This is a genomic window from Clostridium sp. LY3-2 (assembly GCF_024705715.1).
In the GTDB taxonomy this organism is placed as follows: domain Bacteria; phylum Bacillota; class Clostridia; order Clostridiales; family Clostridiaceae; genus Clostridium.
In genome coordinates, this window is sequence record NZ_JAMDLQ010000005.1 from 68196 (window position 1) to 85704 (window position 17509).

Below are 17509 nucleotides of genomic sequence, written 5' to 3' on the forward strand. Positions count from 1 at the left end.
TTTTTTAAATTTTTTTATTTTTATGTTTAATCCACCCTCATTGGATTATAATGGTATTTCTCTAGTCCACAAAAATAAAAAAAGCAGGATTTCTCCTGCTTTTAAAATTACTCTTTTACTTCTTTAGTTAATTTATCTTCATTTTTCTCTAAACTTTCAGAAGCTTTTGGAGCATTTGAGCTATTTTTAAAAGAATTAACAATTATATATCTGTTATCACCTAAATTAATATATTCAATGCTAACCTTATCCCCTACTTTACTTAAAGCTACTTCTCTTGAAGTTTCAGTAGAAACAGAGAAAATCTTATCTACTCCCTTTAATTTAATGTCATAAATACTAGACCCTTCTTTTATAACAAGTCCAATTCTTTCAATTTCTCCATCTATAGTTTTTGCACTATTGCTTCCTTCTAAAGAAATGTTTGTATCAGTTAATACCTCTAAATACTTATTTAAAGTTGATTGAAGGCTATCCCCAACTGCTACCGTATTATAATTTTTAACGTTAACCATAGCATATTTTTTAACAAGTCCATTTGAATCTTTTAAAGTTGTAAAATACGTTGGCTCGTTTTGAATATTTATTAAATATGGGAAAGTTGCCTTATAGCTATATTGTTGAACTTTACCTTCTGCTGATTTCATCGCAGCCTCTTCTGTTGCGCCAGCTGTCTTATACATAGTAGTTTCCCCAGTTCTAGTATTAGTTAAAGTAAATCCTACTAAACCTTCATCATTTCCTACAGAAGTTATTCCAGTATAATAATAACATTCATTGTTATTATAGATTAAATTCATTCCCTCAGTAGTTTTTAACTTATCTTTATCACTAAAGTTAAATACACCATGTACTAAAGTTCCCCATTTATCAATATGCTTTTTAACAAGTTCCATAGGTTGAATTCTATCTACCCACTTTGGCATGTCCTTTATATCATAAGTATTTGATTCACCAGTTTGCGCATCTATTATTAATGCACCAATAGGCTTAGCTTCTGTAAATCCTATAGCATTATCATATCTTGTTACTACCCAGAAAGGATTACCTTCATCATCTAACTCAAAAGTGTAGTCAGTATGTCCAGCTTTCATATCCCTTAAAAATGCAGCTCTATCTAAATCACTAAATAAAAATGCTGATTCTAAATACTTAATTTTTATATCTTTTCCATTTAATTCAGTCACAAGTTCTACATCATTTTGATTTGTTGCACTTACTTTAATATATCCTGGTGTACCTTCTCTATTAGTAAACCATTTAAATATTGAAGAATGCTCTAAAGGCGCAACGTAATATAACTCACCGTTTATACTTTGAAGATCTAAATCCCCTATATAAACCTGACTTCCAAGGCTAGGTATCTCCCCTAACTTTTTGTCTGCAAGTTTACCTGCAAGTTCTTCGTCTATCGTCGGTAATTGTTTTAAATCAATATGCTCAATCTTATTTGAAAACTCAACATCAGTTATATTACCTATTAAATTTCTATGTGCTTTATAATCTACTAGAGGACTAAATACTATAGACCCAGCTACATATAAAGCAATTACTACAGCACCTGCCATTATATATTTTTTACTTAAGTGAATTATTCCATAGCCAATTGAAACTAAAATAAATGGCCCTATTATATAAACTAAGCTTAAGCTTGGGTCAAGTATTAATCTACTACTAAAAAATAAATAAACAGCTGCAATTATATATGCAATTATTAAGTATTTTATAAATCCCTTAAAGCTTGCTGGTTTTCTTTTGAATTTATCTTTTTTTACCTTTGAAAAAAAATCCGAAACGTTACTAAAATCATTATCTACATTCATATATTTATCTCCTCACCTTTATATTGTTATCATTATATCATAAAGAGTTATTTAATACTATATATTTTATTTATTTTTTCATATTTTGTTCTTTTTTTATTAATAATTCTTCCCATCAAAAAAAAGCCTAGCAATTTAATATGCTAGGCCTTATTTATAGTCTATTCTTCCTCAAACTCTTCAATTCTTATAATATTATCAATTTTTTTAACAGTTCTAAGTTCATAAATCTCATCTATAGCATCTATAATTTGAATCTCTTTAGCTCTATGAGTTACTAAAACAAGAGTAACTAATTCGCCTTTTTTATTTTGTCCCTTTTGAATTACAGATCTTAAACTTATATCATGGTCCCCTAAAATTCCAGTTATATCCCTTAAAACTCCAGGCTCGTCCACCACAGAAGTTCTTATATAATATTTGCTATGAACCCCTTCTATACTTCTAATCTTTTTATCCCAAAGATTATTTTTAACAACAGACTGGATATTATCTGAATGAATTCCAAGTTTTAATATATTAATCATATCACTTACAACAGCACTTCCTGTAGGTAAATCTCCAGCACCTCTTCCATAAAACATTAAATCTCCAACAGCGTTACCTTTAACTAAAACTGAATTAAAAGAATCATATACATTCGCTAAAGGATGATTTCTTGGAATCATAGTAGGGTGAACTCTCATCTCTAATTTACCATTTACGTCTTTTACTATAGCAAGTAATTTTACTGCCATTTTAAATTCTTTAGCATATTCCATATCTATAGATTGAATATGAGTTATTCCTTCTCTATATACATTTTCTACATCTATCTTAGTTCCAAAAGCTAAAGATGAAAGAATTGCAAGCTTGTACTGTGCGTCAAACCCCTCAATATCTGATGTTGGATCTGCTTCTGCATATCCTTTTTCTGTAGCTCCCTTTAAAGCCTCTTCAAAACTTAAGTTTTCAAGTTCCATCTTACTTAAAATATAATTAGTAGTACCGTTAATAATTCCATACATCTCTTTAATCTTATTTGCAGTAAGGCTTTCATTAATTCCTTGAATAATAGGAATCCCTCCTGCAACGCTAGCTTCGTATTGGAACATAACCCCCATAGAGTCTGCCATTTCAAAAAGCTCGTCCCCTCCAGTTGCTAGAAGCATCTTGTTTGCAGTTACTATATGTTTTCCTTTTTCCATAGATTTAATCATATAATCTCTTGCAGGTTCAATTCCGCCCATAACTTCTATAACTATTTTAATTGACTCGTCATTTAATATTTCGTTAAAATCAGTAGTTATTAATTCCTTTGGTACGTCAACGCCTCTTTCTTTGTCCTTATCTCTTACTAATATTTTAGAAATCTCTACATCATAGCCAGAGCGCTTTACGATCTCTTCTTTATTAGAGTCTAAAATCATCCAAACTCCTCTACCAACATTACCTAGCCCAAGTAATGCTATTTTAACCTTTTCCATTCTAATTTCCTCCTTATTTGTGCCCCAAAATCATCTAACCTAATTATAACCCTACAAATATATTTTTTCCATATTCTAACACATAAATAATTATTTGTTTATTCTCCAATTTTCTACTTTAAATAATAAAAAATTAAGTAAAATTACTAATAATTTTTACATTTTCAAAGCCGTAGTTAAAGCAAATGGAATTAAAATTAGAGATTAAAAACAAAGGCTATTGCACAAAAAGTGCAATAGCCTTGTTTTAGTTAAATAAACTCATTATGATAGCCCAAATTGAAAAATCATTTCCTCCAAAAGCTTGAAGAAAATCTGGTACTATATTTCCCATAACCTTTATAGATATCACGTTAAACACTATTAAAAGCACTCCAGATAAAACTGATGCAATAATAGCCCCTCTTCTTCCCCCTGTTGCATTTCCAAATATAGCAGCAGGCCCTGCATCAAAAAAGCAGGCTACAGTTAAAGGAATTATTGCTATATTAGTTAATTTGAAATATCCTATTATAAATATAGTAATTATAGAAGATATCATAGATACAATAAACCCTATTAAAAGTGCATTTGGCGAATAGGGAAAAATCACAGGTATATCTAAAGCAGGTATTGAATCTTTAATAAATCTATCTGCAATCCCTTTAAAAGATATAACTATTTCAGATATCATAAGCCTTACTCCCATTAGTAAAATCGTAAGTCCTGCACCAAAAGTTAATCCCTGCATTATAGAAAATACTATACTTGAAGATATTCTAGCGTTTTCTACTCCAAAAATACTGCTTCTTCCCTCAAAACCTAAAACTAAAGACGTAACTAAATAAACTAAAAACATAACTATTCCAGTCATAATAGTAGTATCTCTTAAAAAGTCTAGGCTCTTAGGTAAATTAATATCTTCAATAGACTTTTCCTTGTTTCCAAAGGCTTTTCCAGCTAAAGCTCCAATTAAACTTAAAAACACAGTAGTGTGTCCTATAGTAAAAGAATCATCTCCTGTAACCTTTTTTACAAAAGGCTTTATAAGCATAGGGGATACTATAATATAAATACTTAAAAATATAGTTGAAAATAATATTAAATTAAAGCCTTTAAGCCCTCCATAAACTCCTGATGCTAAACATATAAATGCCATCCAAAAGAAGATATGCCCCGTTAAAAATATACTTTTCATTTTTGTAAATTTTGCAAAAAGTAAATTAATAATAAAGGCTAAAACCATAATAATTCCAATATACGATCCGTATGTATCTATAAAATTATTCATAGGTATAACGTCTTTTAATTCGTTAGTTCCTGCAAGTGAAAAAATGCTAGTAAAAGCCTTTCCTAAAGGTTCTATAGATTTAACTATTATATTAACTCCTTCTGTTAAAATAATTACACCGATTATAGTTTTGATAGTTCCCTTAACTATATCACTTATACCCCTTTTTTGAAGAATAAGTCCAAGCATTGCAATTATTCCTAAAAAAAGAGGTGGTTTTCTAAAAATATCTGTAACTAAAAAATTTATAAATTCCAAGTTCTAACACATCCTATTTGATTTTTTCAATTCCTAAATTAATCTTTTCTCTTATTTCATTTTTATCGAAAAATCTATCTACAACTATAACAGGAACGCTAACCTTTCCTTCTAGTTCTCTCTTATATCCTTCAGAAGTAACTATAAATGAACACTTTTCGCTAGGTGCAGTTAATATATCTGTATTACTAACTTCAGCTTGAGTTCCATCTTCCTCTAAAACTTTTCCTATATTCATCTTTAATATAAGACTGCTTCCAATCCCAAACCCGCAAACTGCAAGTATTTTAATATTTTCCATGTTTCTTATCCTCCAATTATCTTTTGTCCTTATCTATAATATAAGTTATCTTATCCTTTTGCAACTAAAAGAAAAAAAGTAGCACTTAGCTACTTTTTAAAGGTCTATATTTAATCTTCCATTTAATTCTTTATTCATGTTTTCAATATGTATCTTCATTTCACTAATATCTTTTTTTAATGTATCCTTAGTTTTTTGAATATAAAAGATATCTTCTATTTCATCTTTTATATCAAAAGGAAATTCTGTTTTAATATAATATATTGAATTTTGCAGTTCAAAAATTCTTATTTTAAGTTCTTCTATTTTAGAATTTAACTCTTTAACTCTCTCCTCTTTATCTACGTTAACATCTGCTATAACATCTTTTATAAAAAACAATGTCATTATATCATTTTCTTTGTAGGCAGTTTTTGATATCTTCCAAAGCCTTCTCTCTTTTTCTTCTGTTTCATGAATTTCTGGGCTTATCTTTAGCGCTATATGTTTAAATAATTCCGAAACTTTTTCTATCTCTTCATCTGTAGTTATAAGTAGTTTATTACTTCCTTCTGACTGAAGCTTTTTTTCTTTAAATCTCTCTAAATCTATGTAGTAGTCCTCTAAATCGTCAGCTATAATTTCGTCTATATTTTTTAAATCTCCTTCGCTCTCTAGCGAATATTCTAATATTTTTTTTAATCTTTCGTATCTTATACTTGTTTCTAATCGTTCTTTGAGAAGTTCGCCAAATTTTCTTATATATAAATTCTCTAAAAATACTTTTTCTTTTGTTAATAATGCTTCTTTTTTTTCAAATAAATCAATGTATCTTTTTTTTAGTTCATTTAATTCATTTCTTTTACTAAAAACATCTTCTAGCATAATTAAATTATCCATTCCTCTTTCGCTCCTCTCTTTTATTAATTTTAACACTTTTAAAAATATAACAAAAAATAATGCGATAAATTAGTCCTTTTTTGTAATTTATCGCATTATTTAAATTATTCCAAACAAATATCAAAATATTCTCGTTTTATCTTTTCAATTCTACATTCTATTTCTTTTTTTTCATAAATAGCCTCTTTGTAGTCACTTTGATACTGCTTTATTTCTTCTTTAGTTTTGTCTCTTAATATTTTTTCTTCTTCTATATCAGATATTGTAATCCTAAGTAATTCAGTTTCAAATCTGAAGTGAGTGTTCTCTATTGCAAGTTCTACAAGCCTATCTTCATGTTTTTTAATATCTTCTTTTACTATTCTTATTCTAAGTTCATTTTTTGCTTTAAAGACAAGCTGCTTTAATATACCATTTTTTCTATTATAATTTTTTGCCATTATAAATCTTTTTAATTTATCTTTATCTTTATCGTAATCAAAATAACCATCTAAAAGTCTAACTCTATCAGAATTTAAAATAACTCCCTTAAGTTCTGCCTTTTGATTTTTTAAGACATTTCTCATTTCTTCTATCTTTTCTCTGTGGATGTCTAATTTAGATTTTAATTCATCTTCTATGCTTTTAATAGCCTCTAGATTATCACTAACTTCATTCCATTCATCTTCTAAAGATAAATAATCGTTATATAAAAGTCTCCAAGCTTCTTTAAGGTCTTCATACCCTTTTTCTACCTGCTCTTTATCACTATTTATTATTTCATCTAGTGTAACGCTTAAAATTAAGATAGATATAATTTGGAACTTTCTTTTTCTTTTAGATTCTATTAAAAAACTGCCTTCGTTTATAAGTGATTGAATTAAATAAGGCATAGTTAAAAAGCTTAAAAATTTATCGGCTCCAGGATAGGAATTAAAAGGCATATTCTCATTTAAAAGCTTAAGTACTCCGTAAGTCATACTAGAATATGCAGTATATGAAGAATAACTCTCCCTTTTAATTAAAGATTTTAAAATATTAGAAGGACCTAAAGTTCTTATAGTTGATTTAACTGTGGCTTCTGTAGGTTCTACTAACTGAAGTTCTTTAAATAAATCTTCTTTTTGATTTTCAGGAAGTGCATCTATTCCATTATAAACTCTGTTAATAATAGCTTCTGATTGAACTGCATCTAGCTTTTTGAACTTTTTATTTATATTCTCTGAAATCTTATTTAGATAATAAAAAATTATATCTTCTAATTTATCTTCACCTGAATAAAAATCCTTATTTTTTTCAATAACTCCGTAAGCTTCTTCAATTACTACATCTAAGTTTAACTTAAATTCTTTTTCATTAATTAAAACGCCTTCTGTTACTTTTGCGCATCTCATTAAAGAATAATATAATTTTAGTTTTATTTCTTCATCACTTAAAGAAACTAACTTTAAAGTTTCGTTATAAATAAACTTTTGAAGCTTTTGTACACTCGTTTTAGTAAATTTTCCATTTACCATAAATTCTATAAGTTCTTTAATAGAAAGTTTTTCTAACAGTATGTAACTTGCTCTTAGTTTGTCACCTTTAAGGCATAAAAAGCCTCTAAAGAACTCTGGATATCTAGAAAAATCTAATTCTTCTATCTCTTTATCATCTTTTAAATCTAATATTTCTTTAGAAGTATTTCTAACTACTAGCTTTATAGCTTCTATGTCTTGTTCTATTTCGTAGCTAACTCTGTCTGCTTTTTCAATATGTTCTCTTAAATCAACGCCTTCTAAGACTTTGTCTTCAAGGAGGCTTATATTTTCAATTAGGTTTTTTTCTTTTTCTTTAGCTATTATTACACTCTTATTTCCTTCTTCGACAACTCTATTAATACTATTTATAACTTCTGTATTTTTTAAATCCGTAACTATATTTTTTAAGAAAGTTATATTATCATTTACGTCGTTTATAAGCTTACTTATCTCTTTTTCTTTATTTCCATAAATTCTAATAAGTTTTCTAGCTTCTAAGAGCTCCTTTTTTTTGTCTTCTAGATTTTCTTCTAAAGACTCTTCTTTCTTTTTAAGCTCATTTATTCTAGATTCTTTTAGTTTTATACTTTCATCATATTTATCTTTTAACTTTTCATAGCTTTCTAATATTTCTTTATATCTTTCGTCGTAGTCTTCTATTTTGCTGTGGTCTGGTTTTTCAAATTCACTATAATCATTAGTTATTTGAACTTTAAAATGATCTAAATACCACTTTAAGCATTCCCTAAGTGAAATAAGTATATATTCTGGCGTATCTATAGATTTTGCATCTGGGTGCGCAAAATTATTTGAAGCCTTTCTTATACGGTTGAATTTATAGTTTATCTCATCTGGAACTATCCCTTTTCTATAAAGAATTTCAATATTATCAACTAATTCATTATATATACCGTCTTCCCCTAAATCTTCAAGTAGTAGGTCTGTAACTAGATCTTCAATAATATTTTTTGCATCTATATATACTTTTTCGTTTATAGGGCTTCTATATAGTGCTATTTCATCGTCTACAAGTATGTCGTAATACTTTTCTAGTTTTGTATCTATAATAAATTCAAAGTTAAAACTTTTAACTTTATGCATTAATACCATGCTTCTCCCCTCTCAAAATAGCTAAAAATACTCACATATATTATATTATCCTTTATTAAATATGAAAAGTCACGGAGAAATATTTATATTTAAGTATCTATTAAGAATATTTAAAATAATTTTAAGATTTCTCTTAATTATAGCTCTTTTTCCATTTGAATTACATCATCTTTTATATTTCCAATTTTTACGCCCTCTTCTATTACATTAATCTTCTTAAAGCCCAATTTTTCGTAAAATTCTAATGCTACTTTATTGCTTTTTCTAACTTCTAAAAATACTTTTTTAAACCCATACTTCCTGCCTTTTTCAAATACTTTATGAATCATAATTGTTCCTATACCAAGATTTCTATATTCTTTTATAAGAGCTATCCCTAAAGAAGCTGTAATATTATCTTTAGGCTGCAAATCACACCATCCTATAACCTTATTTTCTCTTACAGCAAAAATATATGGCACTTCTTTTTCAATGCTTCTTCTTAAATATTTAGTAGTTATATCTAAAGGAAAAGCTCTAGATGTACCTAAATATTTCTTCTCAGATGCAATAGTATCAAAAGCTATCCAAAATGATTTTATATACCTCTCTTCTGCATTAATAAATCTTATTTTCCTCATAAGATCTCCCCCCAAAAACAGATATTAATTTCCCATTTATATTTTTTAAATACTCAAAAAGGCGAAGTTTATCTTCGCCTTTTAATTAATTAAGAACTCTTCTAGCTCTAGTTACCTTATTGTATGGAACGTTAGATATTCTAACATACGCTCCTGAGTATGGTGCTTCTATCCATTGTCCATTTCCTATATACATTCCTACGTGTTGTAGATTTCCGTAGAATAATAAATCACCAGGTCTTGCATCATTTACTGAAACTTCTCTACCTGCATTTATTTGATCGTAAGTTGAAGCTCCAACGTTTATTCCTATTTGATTAAATCCCCAATAGAAAAGTCCAGAACAATCAAACGCTCTGTATCCTTGGTTTACATATTTAGCTGCAGTATTATATCTTCCCTCTGCTGCAACGTCTGGATAAATTCTTTTTAATCTATCTAAACTTGCTGTAGTTAAAAGTTCTCCTTTACCACCCCATGTATATGGACTTCCTATTTGAGCACTAATAATTTTGTATAAACTATCGTATGAAGCTGAAGATTCACCTCCACCTCCACCATCGTGTCCTTCATCGCCATCAGTTAACTTAATATAATCACTATGTGCATATCCTGTCATTCCTCTAGCATTTACTTTAAACCAATCGCCTTCCTTTTTTTGTACCTTTACGCTTTCACTAGGACTTAAATATCCTAAAACGTTAGATGAAGTGTTTGGTTTTTCTCTTAATCTAAGGCTTGAAGTTACATTTATTACTTTACCGTATTGGTTTTCGTACTCTCCACTTCCTCCGCCTCCACTTGGGTCGTCTGGAACATCTGAACCGTCGATTACTTTAACGTATTCTCCACTAATATATCCTGTAGTACCATCTTTTTTAATCTTATACCATGAACCTGACTTTCCTAAAATATCAAAAGTGTCTCCATTTAAAAGATAACCTACAACTGAGCTACTAGTGCTTGGTCCATTTCTCATTCTAAGGTTTGAAGTTACATTTATTACTTTTCCACGTTTTGCATCAGTTGAAGATTCATCTCCTCCACCGCCTTGACCTTCGTCTGGGATGTCTGAACCTCCTATAACTTTCACGTAGTCACTGTGTATATATCCTGTAGTTCCGTTTTTCTTTATCTTATACCAAGCACCTGATTTCCCTAATATATCAAAAGTTTCATCCTCTAAAAGATATCCTACTACTGAACTACTAGTACTTGCACTACTTCTAATTCTAAGATTTGAAGTTACATTTACTACTTTTCCACGTTTTGCATCAGTTGAAGACTCATCTCCTCCACCGCCGCCATCTGGTTTATCCTCACCTAGTACCTTTACATAATCTTTATGTACGTATCCTGTAGTTCCATCAGCTTTTATTTTATAAAAAGATCCTGACTTTCCTAAAATATCGAATTTTTGATTAGGAGATAATTGTCCAACTACTGAACTGCTTGTACTTGCGCTGCTTCTTATTCTTAAACTTGATGTTACGTTTATAACTTGTCCTCGTTTTGCATCAGTACTTGTATCTCCTGAAGTGCTTCCACCGCCTTGGTCTCCTGAATCACTTCCTAGTACTTTTACATAATCTTTATGCACATATCCTGTAACTCCATCAAACTTAATTTTATAAAAAGAACCTGATTTCGCTACAATATCAAACTTTTGATTAGGAGTTAAATATCCAATTACAGAACTATCTGTACTTGCTTTGCTTCTTACTCTTAAACTTGATGTTACATTTATAACTTGTCCTTTTTGATTTAAGCTACTTTCACTATTTCCTGAGTTTCCACTCCCGCTATTTCCAGAACTTGCACCATCTTCTTTGATGTAATCTTTACTTACGTACCCTGTACTATTTTTAAACTCAATTTTATACCAGTCCCCTGATTTTTCTTTTATCTTCACCTTTTCATTAGGTTTTAAATATCCTAATACTTTTGAGTTTATGCTTTTTCCCTCTCTAACTCTAAGACTGCTAGTTACGTTTACTACTTTACCTGTCTTTATAGATCTTTGAGTATCAATTAAACTGTTGTCATCCTTGTTTTTAACTTCATCCGCATTTGCTACGACCGAATTACTAGCTAACAAAACACCGCTAGTAGTAGATGCTGCTAATACAAACGCTGCAACTTTTTTATTTTTCATATCATCACTCCTAAAATCCCCACATAAGTGTTTTATTTTCCCCTATTGCTAGGTTTAAGCATTAGTAAAGTCTTTTACAAGATTTTCTATTATATCTAGTGTGAAGATTAATTCTTTGATTAATTATTCTTGTATAGTATTATAGTCGTTACTTTTTTGTAATTGTTAACTGTTTTTTGATATTTTTTATAAATATAATTACTATTTCTCTTTATAAAAAACCTTTTTACCCTTTTATATCTATATTATAGCAAATAACTTAAGATTTCTCATTAATCATGACATAAATTTCCCAATTTTTTTATAATTGTATACTTAATATTTAAAGTTTTTCTAACATATTTTAACTCTAAAAGGAATATTTAATAATGTTTAATTAATAATTTTTATTTTATTAGAATTATTTTTGTATAATTTCTATAATTTTTAAACAGTATGCATTTTTTTGCATACTGTTTTAACTTTTTATTAACTTTAAATATCCATAGATATCTGACACTTCAAAATAAACTTCTCCAAGGCTTGCGTGACTCTTATTATTTAGTGAGTGAAAGTCAGAACCTCCAGTTATTATATATCCATTTTCCTCTCCTAAACACTTAAAAAATATATCATCATAGGAGTCGTTTTCAAATCTTATCCCCTCTATTCCATCAAAGTCATTTAACAAAATATCATTTAAATATTTTCTCTTAATTTTAACTGGATGAGCTAAAATAACAGTTCCTTTAAAGTACCTTAAAATAGCTATCCCTTCTTTTATAGATAATCTCTTTTTACCTTTTCTTATTTTTATCTTTCCACTTAAAACTTCATTTATTTTATAAACTTCCTTATCTCTAATGAGTTTTAAAACTTCTTTTAATAATTCATTTTTATAATCATCTATAGAAAAATATCCTAAGATATGAATTCTCTCTCCCTTATATCTAGTTGATAATTCAACTCCCGGTATGCAAAGTATGTTAAAATCCTTTTCTAAACTTAAACATTTATCTGCGCTATCTATATTATTATGGTCTGTAATTGAAATAACATCTAGCCCTGCTTCTTTAGCCATTTTCATTATTTCTTCTGGAGAGTTTTCTCCGTCAGAATATATAGAATGTATATGAAGATCACATTTCATTTGTATTTTCCTAAAAATTGATTTCTATTTATATTATTCTTAAACTAAAAATAAGTACATAAAATAAGAGGCTTTGCCTTTGATTTTGCAAAACCTCTTATTTTAACTTAGTCTTCTTTTTTTAAATCTTCTTTTGATTCTTTAACTTCATCTGCTGAAGTCTTTTTGTCTTTTCCCATCTCTTCTTTTTTTACTTTGTCACATCTAGTGATTTTAACTCTTTTTGCATTTGCTTGTGGTGGGATTGATTTAGTCATTTTTTTATCTAATGCAACGCTTACAAGGTCCCCTTGTTTTATCTTAATATCTTTGCATTTCCCTTCACCTTTTTCACAGCCCATGCTAATCTTAGTATCTTTATTGACTAAGACACAAACCTCACCTTTGTAGATGTCACAACCGTTTAAGTATCCGCATACTAATACTTTCATTTGACCGTCCCTTGACTCTTGCACCTTCATAACTTCTCCAACTAAAATTGGCTCTTTTAAAGGATTTGCTGATACTGGGATTGTAAGTAGCCCCATAAATAATAATAGCATTCCTAAACTTCTTTTTAATGTTTTCATCTTTGTTCCTCCTTAGTTTCTTAGTACAAGAAGTATTTTCTCTAAAAAGCATAATTTTTATTCGTATTTTTTTAAATTTAGGTATTCTATTACCGCTTCTTTGAATAGATTATTATATAAATAGTTTAGGAGGCCATCATTTATGACAGCTTATAATTTCCTTCAAAGAGGACGTAATACATTACTTTATGTTTTAATCGAACTTTTCCTTTGCTTTATTATTTATTTAAATACAAGCTTTGGATATAAAGAGATATTTTTATTTTTTGGAATAGTTTTTCTTCTACTTGGAGGTATTTTTACTATAAGTCGAGGCTCTAGACTTGCAAGTGGAAAAGATGAAGAATCACCTTTAAAAAAAGGCTTTTTAAGTAGATTCAAACACACTTGTTTAGACATATATTACTTTAGCTCAGAATTTATAATAAGTAGCTTTATTTTAATTTTATTTTCCTTATAAAAAAGACAGGCTAAAAAGCCTGTCTTCATGTTATTTCATATTATTATATACTGAATAAATTTTTTCTGCGAGTTCCTTGTTTTTGTTTTTAGCATCAACAAAATACACTAAACTACTTCCCTTATATTCTAAAGGTTCTCCAAAGATTAATATCTCATAAGAACTTCTTAAAATATTTATAATGCAGTTATCAAAGTGGTTTTCACTGCAACTTCTGCATTGATGAAGTATATCTGCTATCCCTTCTATAAGTTCATCGTTATTATATACTTTAGTATCAGCTGATGGTAAGTTTTTATACCCGTCAATAACATATGTAACTTTATGGTTTAAGCAACTTGCTATAGACCTTCTAGAATACCCTATTAAGCACTTTTCTTTTTTGCAACTTCCGCAAGATTCTTCTGTAAGGCAACAAGCACCTAAATGTTTTATTAATGATTCGTAGTTAATTTCACTATTTGATATCCCCATCATTATCTCCTCTATTCTTTTTATTTGTTTTTATATAACAATAATTATTATATAATATTCCCATTATATTTACAAATGTGTTTTAGAGAATTTTTTATGAATATCTACTTTTGTTTAACTAAATAAAAGAGCTATCTTTTTAAGATAACTCTTTTTGCAATATTATAAGACCTTAACATAGAATTCTAAACCACGCATTCTTTTAAAAGGAGCATGAATTTTTTCAATTCTTATATCCTTGTCTTTATATGAGTAAGAAAAAGTTTTTTTAATTCTTTCTCTAACTTTATCTTTTACTATTTCCATAACATAATCTTCGTCTTTATCTAAATTTTTGAAATTTATATCTGATTTAGATAACTCCGATTCTTGAATATGGATCATTTCTTCAGTTTGATATGCCCAATCTGATATTATTCTTTTAATTTTAAATTCTTCTATTTTTTCTTTTCTATTTCCAAAATGTGAAAATACCATACTAGATAAAATTGTTCCTAAACTATTACAGCATGTATTCCACCCTGCATACCCTTTTATTTTCTCTAAAAGATTGTATTTATCTAAATTTTTAATAAGCTCAGTTTCCCCACCGTTACTAAACGCAACGTCTAAAATTGAAACTTCTTTTCCATTTTGGATAAAAGAATCTATTTTTTTGCAAAAGACTGGAAAATTCCTATATCTATAATAACTTATATCTTTCCTTAAACTTTCTTCGATTTCTCCACTTGAAATTTCAAAAGATTCTTGCATTATTTTAGGCGCACCATTTATTCCTAAAACTAAATCTGCCTCTTCTATAGTTTCTACAAGATTTATACCGCAAGCTTCTGCATGGGATATCAAACTATACATAAATGGTCTGTCCTCATAATTTGGGATTAAATTCTTAAATGCTTCTGTTATATAATAAGGAAAAACATTAACCTTACCCATTTTATCTGTATATGCTCTTGTGATTAAAGTGCATCCTGATTCATCTGTACCTGGATGTAAAAATACCTTATCACTTATGTTAAGTTTCTCTATATTGTAATATACTTTCTTTTGATCTTTTGCTGTGAATCCAAATTCTGAAGCATCATCTTGAGGTATGATTAATATATCTATTATTTCCTTTTTTACATATTCTAATATCTTAAGTGTAATATCTATATTTTTATTTCTTCTATTAATAAAATCATCTAAATGTTCTTTATTAATTCTTCTTCTTATTAAATAAAATTCCTCTTCCTCTTCTTTAGTTAACCCTACTCTTAACTTTTTATCTTCGTAATATCCAAAGTAAAATATATCCCTCCCAGAAACTTCATAATAATCTGGTTCTTCTTCAGAGGAATTATATTTTGGAGTTCTTGTAATAAGGTTAGATGCATATATCTTGCAATTTTTATTTAATATCTTTATCTTTTTTAATATATCTAATCTATTTTCTAATTCTTCAAAACTCTTATCATGCATTCTACTTGGAAGTAATCCACCATATATAAGCATATCTAAGGAAATAATTAAAGCATCTGCCTCTTTTATGTTTTGAAAAATAAAATTATCTACTTCTGTTAATGTTGCAGGCTTTTTTTTAAACCCAAGATAATCTTTGCTCGGAAGTTTAATACAAACATTATCATCCATACTTGTTATATCTTCTAAAAACTGATAATTGTATGGTCTTATATCTAGTGGTACTGCTACTAATTTCATATGATTATCTCCTTTTATCTAATCATAAGTATCTAGTATTTTTTCTCTTTGACTAATAATATTATCTTTATCAATATTTATTAATTCGTTACATAGTTGCTCTATTATAAATATTTGTGATGTTAAAGTTACAAGAGTCGTTCCTGTATCTACAACATCTTTAGACGCGGATAATATTACTTCATCACTTAAGTTAGCTAAAGTAGATGGATTATAATTAGTGATTCCTATGACTTTAGCACCTGCCTTCTTTGCGATACTTACGTTTTTTATAGTCTCTAAACTTTCGCCTGAAACTGATAACCCAATAACTAAATCTCCTTTTTTAGAAAGGTTTGCTTTTAGTAGTTGGATGTGATTTTCATCAAAAGAGAAGGCATTATACCCTAAGAAAGATAACCTGATTTCTGCTGCCTTTGCAGAAAGGTTTGAAAGACCAAGCCCAAATATATAAATATTATTTGCTTTTACTATCATTTTTGAAACTCTCTTAATCACATCTTTACTTTGAACATTTAAGGTGTGATTAAGCATAGTTTGCATTTTATCATAGACTATATCTTTACTTTCTTCTTTTAGAACTTTCTTGTTATCTTCTCTTAAAATTTCAATTATCTCTTTTTTTAACCCTTGGAAACCATTATATCCAAGCTTTTTACAGCACCTCAATACGGTAGCCTCACCAACTTCTGCTTTCATCGCAACTTCAGAAACTGAAATATATGAAATTCTATTTAGATTTTCTAATATGAAATCAGCAACTTTTTGCTCTGATTTACTTAATGATGAGTATGTTGCCTTTATATGTGTAATAATTTCTGTTCTCAATTTTTTTCTCCTTATTAATATAAATATATTAATTAAATTTTACCATATTGATGCTTATAATGTATAATGCCTACCCTATATATATCTTAATTTTCTTTTACTGTCTTATTATCTGCTATTACAAATGGCATATATAAGATTACAGATAAAACTATAAGTCCTAGCGATAATAATGCTGCTCTAAAGTCACCACCAGTTGCTAAATAAGCTGAAATTACAGGTGGTGTTGTCCAAGGAACCATAACAACAGTTTTACTAATTAAACCAGCTGAATTAAATAAATATGCTATTATTACGTTAATAACTGGTACTAGAACTAAAGGAATCATTAATATTGGATTAAAAACAACTGGTAATCCAAATATTAAAGGTTCATTTATATTAAAACAACTTGGAACTGCTGAAAGCTTTCCTATACTTCTGTAATCCTCTCTCTTTGAAACTAAGAATATCGCTATTAAAAGTCCAATAGTAAAACCACCGCCTCCTGCAAATGAGAACGCATCTAAAAATGGTTTTGTAACTATGTTTGGTATATCAAGTCCAGCTTGATATGCTGTCATATTCTCTTGTATTGCTGTTAATAGAGTTGGTTCTGTTATAGGACTAAGTATAAATGCTCCATGTAACCCAAATCCCCATAAAAGATTTTGGAAAAATAGAACCATCACTATTCCAGGTAACCCTTGGAATACAGCTTGTATCGGAGTTTGTATAACTTTTGATACTATTTCATATATATTTAAACCAATTAAGTTAGTCGCTCCAAATGAAACTAAAGAAAATGTTGTTAAAACTATGATAGCTGGTATTAATAAATTAAAACTTTTTGCTACAGTAGGTGGTACAGATTCTGGCATTTTTATTTTTAATGCCTCTACCTTTTTTAATAACCTAAGAAGTTCTATTGCTATAATCGAACCAAATATAGCCACAAATAATCCTATAGCTGAAGTATATGTTTCAG

The 17509-nt window shown here is 28.6% G+C and carries 15 protein-coding genes; 1 reads left to right on the top strand and 14 read right to left on the bottom strand.

What is annotated here, in order from left to right; all coding sequences use genetic code 11:
• Positions 1–107 precede the first annotated feature (107 nt).
• The 10 genes from M4I33_RS00585 to M4I33_RS00630 form a co-directional block, all read right to left on the bottom strand.
• Positions 108–1823, bottom strand: a complete 1716-nt coding sequence (locus tag M4I33_RS00585; protein WP_257914702.1) for a cell shape-determining protein — start codon at positions 1821–1823, stop codon at positions 108–110.
• 161 nt (positions 1824–1984) lie between these two features.
• On the bottom strand, positions 1985–3289 hold the full coding sequence (locus tag M4I33_RS00590; protein ID WP_257914704.1) for a homoserine dehydrogenase: 1305 nt from the start codon (positions 3287–3289) through the stop codon (positions 1985–1987).
• 247 nt (positions 3290–3536) lie between these two features.
• Positions 3537–4817 carry a PTS ascorbate transporter subunit IIC gene (locus M4I33_RS00595; protein ID WP_257914706.1) on the bottom strand — a complete coding sequence of 427 codons (1281 nt, stop codon included), beginning with the start codon at positions 4815–4817 and terminating at the stop codon, positions 3537–3539.
• Positions 4818–4830: 13 nt separating this feature from the next.
• The gene (locus tag M4I33_RS00600; RefSeq protein WP_257914708.1) at positions 4831–5118 is read right to left on the bottom strand and encodes a PTS sugar transporter subunit IIB; all 288 of its coding nucleotides are present in this window, start codon (positions 5116–5118) and stop codon (positions 4831–4833) included.
• Between the two features lie 96 nt (positions 5119–5214).
• Complete coding sequence (locus M4I33_RS00605) at positions 5215–5997, bottom strand: hypothetical protein (RefSeq protein ID WP_257914710.1); 783 nt, start codon at positions 5995–5997, stop codon at positions 5215–5217.
• Between the two features lie 104 nt (positions 5998–6101).
• On the bottom strand, positions 6102–8606 hold the full coding sequence (locus tag M4I33_RS00610; RefSeq protein WP_257914712.1) for a hypothetical protein: 2505 nt from the start codon (positions 8604–8606) through the stop codon (positions 6102–6104).
• 137 nt (positions 8607–8743) lie between these two features.
• On the bottom strand, positions 8744–9226 hold the full coding sequence (locus tag M4I33_RS00615; protein WP_257914713.1) for a GNAT family N-acetyltransferase: 483 nt from the start codon (positions 9224–9226) through the stop codon (positions 8744–8746).
• Positions 9227–9311: 85 nt separating this feature from the next.
• Positions 9312–11381, bottom strand: coding sequence for an SH3 domain-containing C40 family peptidase (locus tag M4I33_RS00620; protein WP_257914720.1), 2070 nt, complete (start codon positions 11379–11381; stop codon positions 9312–9314).
• Between the two features lie 457 nt (positions 11382–11838).
• Complete coding sequence (locus tag M4I33_RS00625; RefSeq protein ID WP_257914722.1) at positions 11839–12510, bottom strand: PHP domain-containing protein; 672 nt, start codon at positions 12508–12510, stop codon at positions 11839–11841.
• A 107-nt stretch (positions 12511–12617) separates the two neighbouring features.
• Positions 12618–13079, bottom strand: a complete 462-nt coding sequence (locus tag M4I33_RS00630; RefSeq protein WP_257914723.1) for a hypothetical protein — start codon at positions 13077–13079, stop codon at positions 12618–12620.
• Between the two features lie 142 nt (positions 13080–13221).
• Here M4I33_RS00630 and M4I33_RS00635 point away from each other — a divergent pair, with 142 nt between their 5' ends.
• A complete protein-coding gene (locus tag M4I33_RS00635) occupies positions 13222–13539 on the top strand; it encodes a hypothetical protein (RefSeq protein ID WP_257914725.1) in 318 nt (105 codons plus the stop codon).
• A 30-nt stretch (positions 13540–13569) separates the two neighbouring features.
• Here the strand turns inward: M4I33_RS00635 and M4I33_RS00640 are convergent, their stop codons facing one another.
• The 4 genes from M4I33_RS00640 to M4I33_RS00655 all read right to left on the bottom strand — a co-directional run.
• Positions 13570–14016 carry a hypothetical protein gene (locus M4I33_RS00640; protein ID WP_257914727.1) on the bottom strand — a complete coding sequence of 149 codons (447 nt, stop codon included), beginning with the start codon at positions 14014–14016 and terminating at the stop codon, positions 13570–13572.
• Positions 14017–14175: 159 nt separating this feature from the next.
• Positions 14176–15714 carry a DUF4127 family protein gene (locus tag M4I33_RS00645; protein WP_257914729.1) on the bottom strand — a complete coding sequence of 513 codons (1539 nt, stop codon included), beginning with the start codon at positions 15712–15714 and terminating at the stop codon, positions 14176–14178.
• 18 nt (positions 15715–15732) lie between these two features.
• Positions 15733–16542, bottom strand: coding sequence for a MurR/RpiR family transcriptional regulator (locus tag M4I33_RS00650; RefSeq protein ID WP_257914731.1), 810 nt, complete (start codon positions 16540–16542; stop codon positions 15733–15735).
• An 86-nt stretch (positions 16543–16628) separates the two neighbouring features.
• The coding region (locus tag M4I33_RS00655; RefSeq protein ID WP_257914733.1) for a PTS sugar transporter subunit IIC at positions 16629–17509 on the bottom strand (881 nt) is incomplete at its 5' end.

Bases quoted from the DNA above. Each gene is read 5' to 3' on its own strand.
- M4I33_RS00635 (WP_257914725.1), top strand. From the start codon at position 13,222: ATGACAGCTTATAATTTCCTTCAAAGAGGACGTAATACATTACTTTAT.
- M4I33_RS00585 (WP_257914702.1), bottom strand. From the start codon at position 1,823: ATGAATGTAGATAATGATTTTAGTAACGTTTCGGATTTTTTTTCAAAG.
- M4I33_RS00600 (WP_257914708.1), bottom strand. From the start codon at position 5,118: ATGGAAAATATTAAAATACTTGCAGTTTGCGGGTTTGGGATTGGAAGC.
- M4I33_RS00630 (WP_257914723.1), bottom strand. From the start codon at position 13,079: ATGAAAACATTAAAAAGAAGTTTAGGAATGCTATTATTATTTATGGGG.
- M4I33_RS00610 (WP_257914712.1), bottom strand. From the start codon at position 8,606: ATGGTATTAATGCATAAAGTTAAAAGTTTTAACTTTGAATTTATTATA.
- M4I33_RS00625 (WP_257914722.1), bottom strand. From the start codon at position 12,510: ATGAAATGTGATCTTCATATACATTCTATATATTCTGACGGAGAAAAC.
- M4I33_RS00640 (WP_257914727.1), bottom strand. From the start codon at position 14,016: ATGATGGGGATATCAAATAGTGAAATTAACTACGAATCATTAATAAAA.
- M4I33_RS00645 (WP_257914729.1), bottom strand. From the start codon at position 15,714: ATGAAATTAGTAGCAGTACCACTAGATATAAGACCATACAATTATCAG.
- M4I33_RS00590 (WP_257914704.1), bottom strand. From the start codon at position 3,289: ATGGAAAAGGTTAAAATAGCATTACTTGGGCTAGGTAATGTTGGTAGA.
- M4I33_RS00620 (WP_257914720.1), bottom strand. From the start codon at position 11,381: ATGAAAAATAAAAAAGTTGCAGCGTTTGTATTAGCAGCATCTACTACT.
- M4I33_RS00615 (WP_257914713.1), bottom strand. From the start codon at position 9,226: ATGAGGAAAATAAGATTTATTAATGCAGAAGAGAGGTATATAAAATCA.
- M4I33_RS00605 (WP_257914710.1), bottom strand. From the start codon at position 5,997: ATGGATAATTTAATTATGCTAGAAGATGTTTTTAGTAAAAGAAATGAA.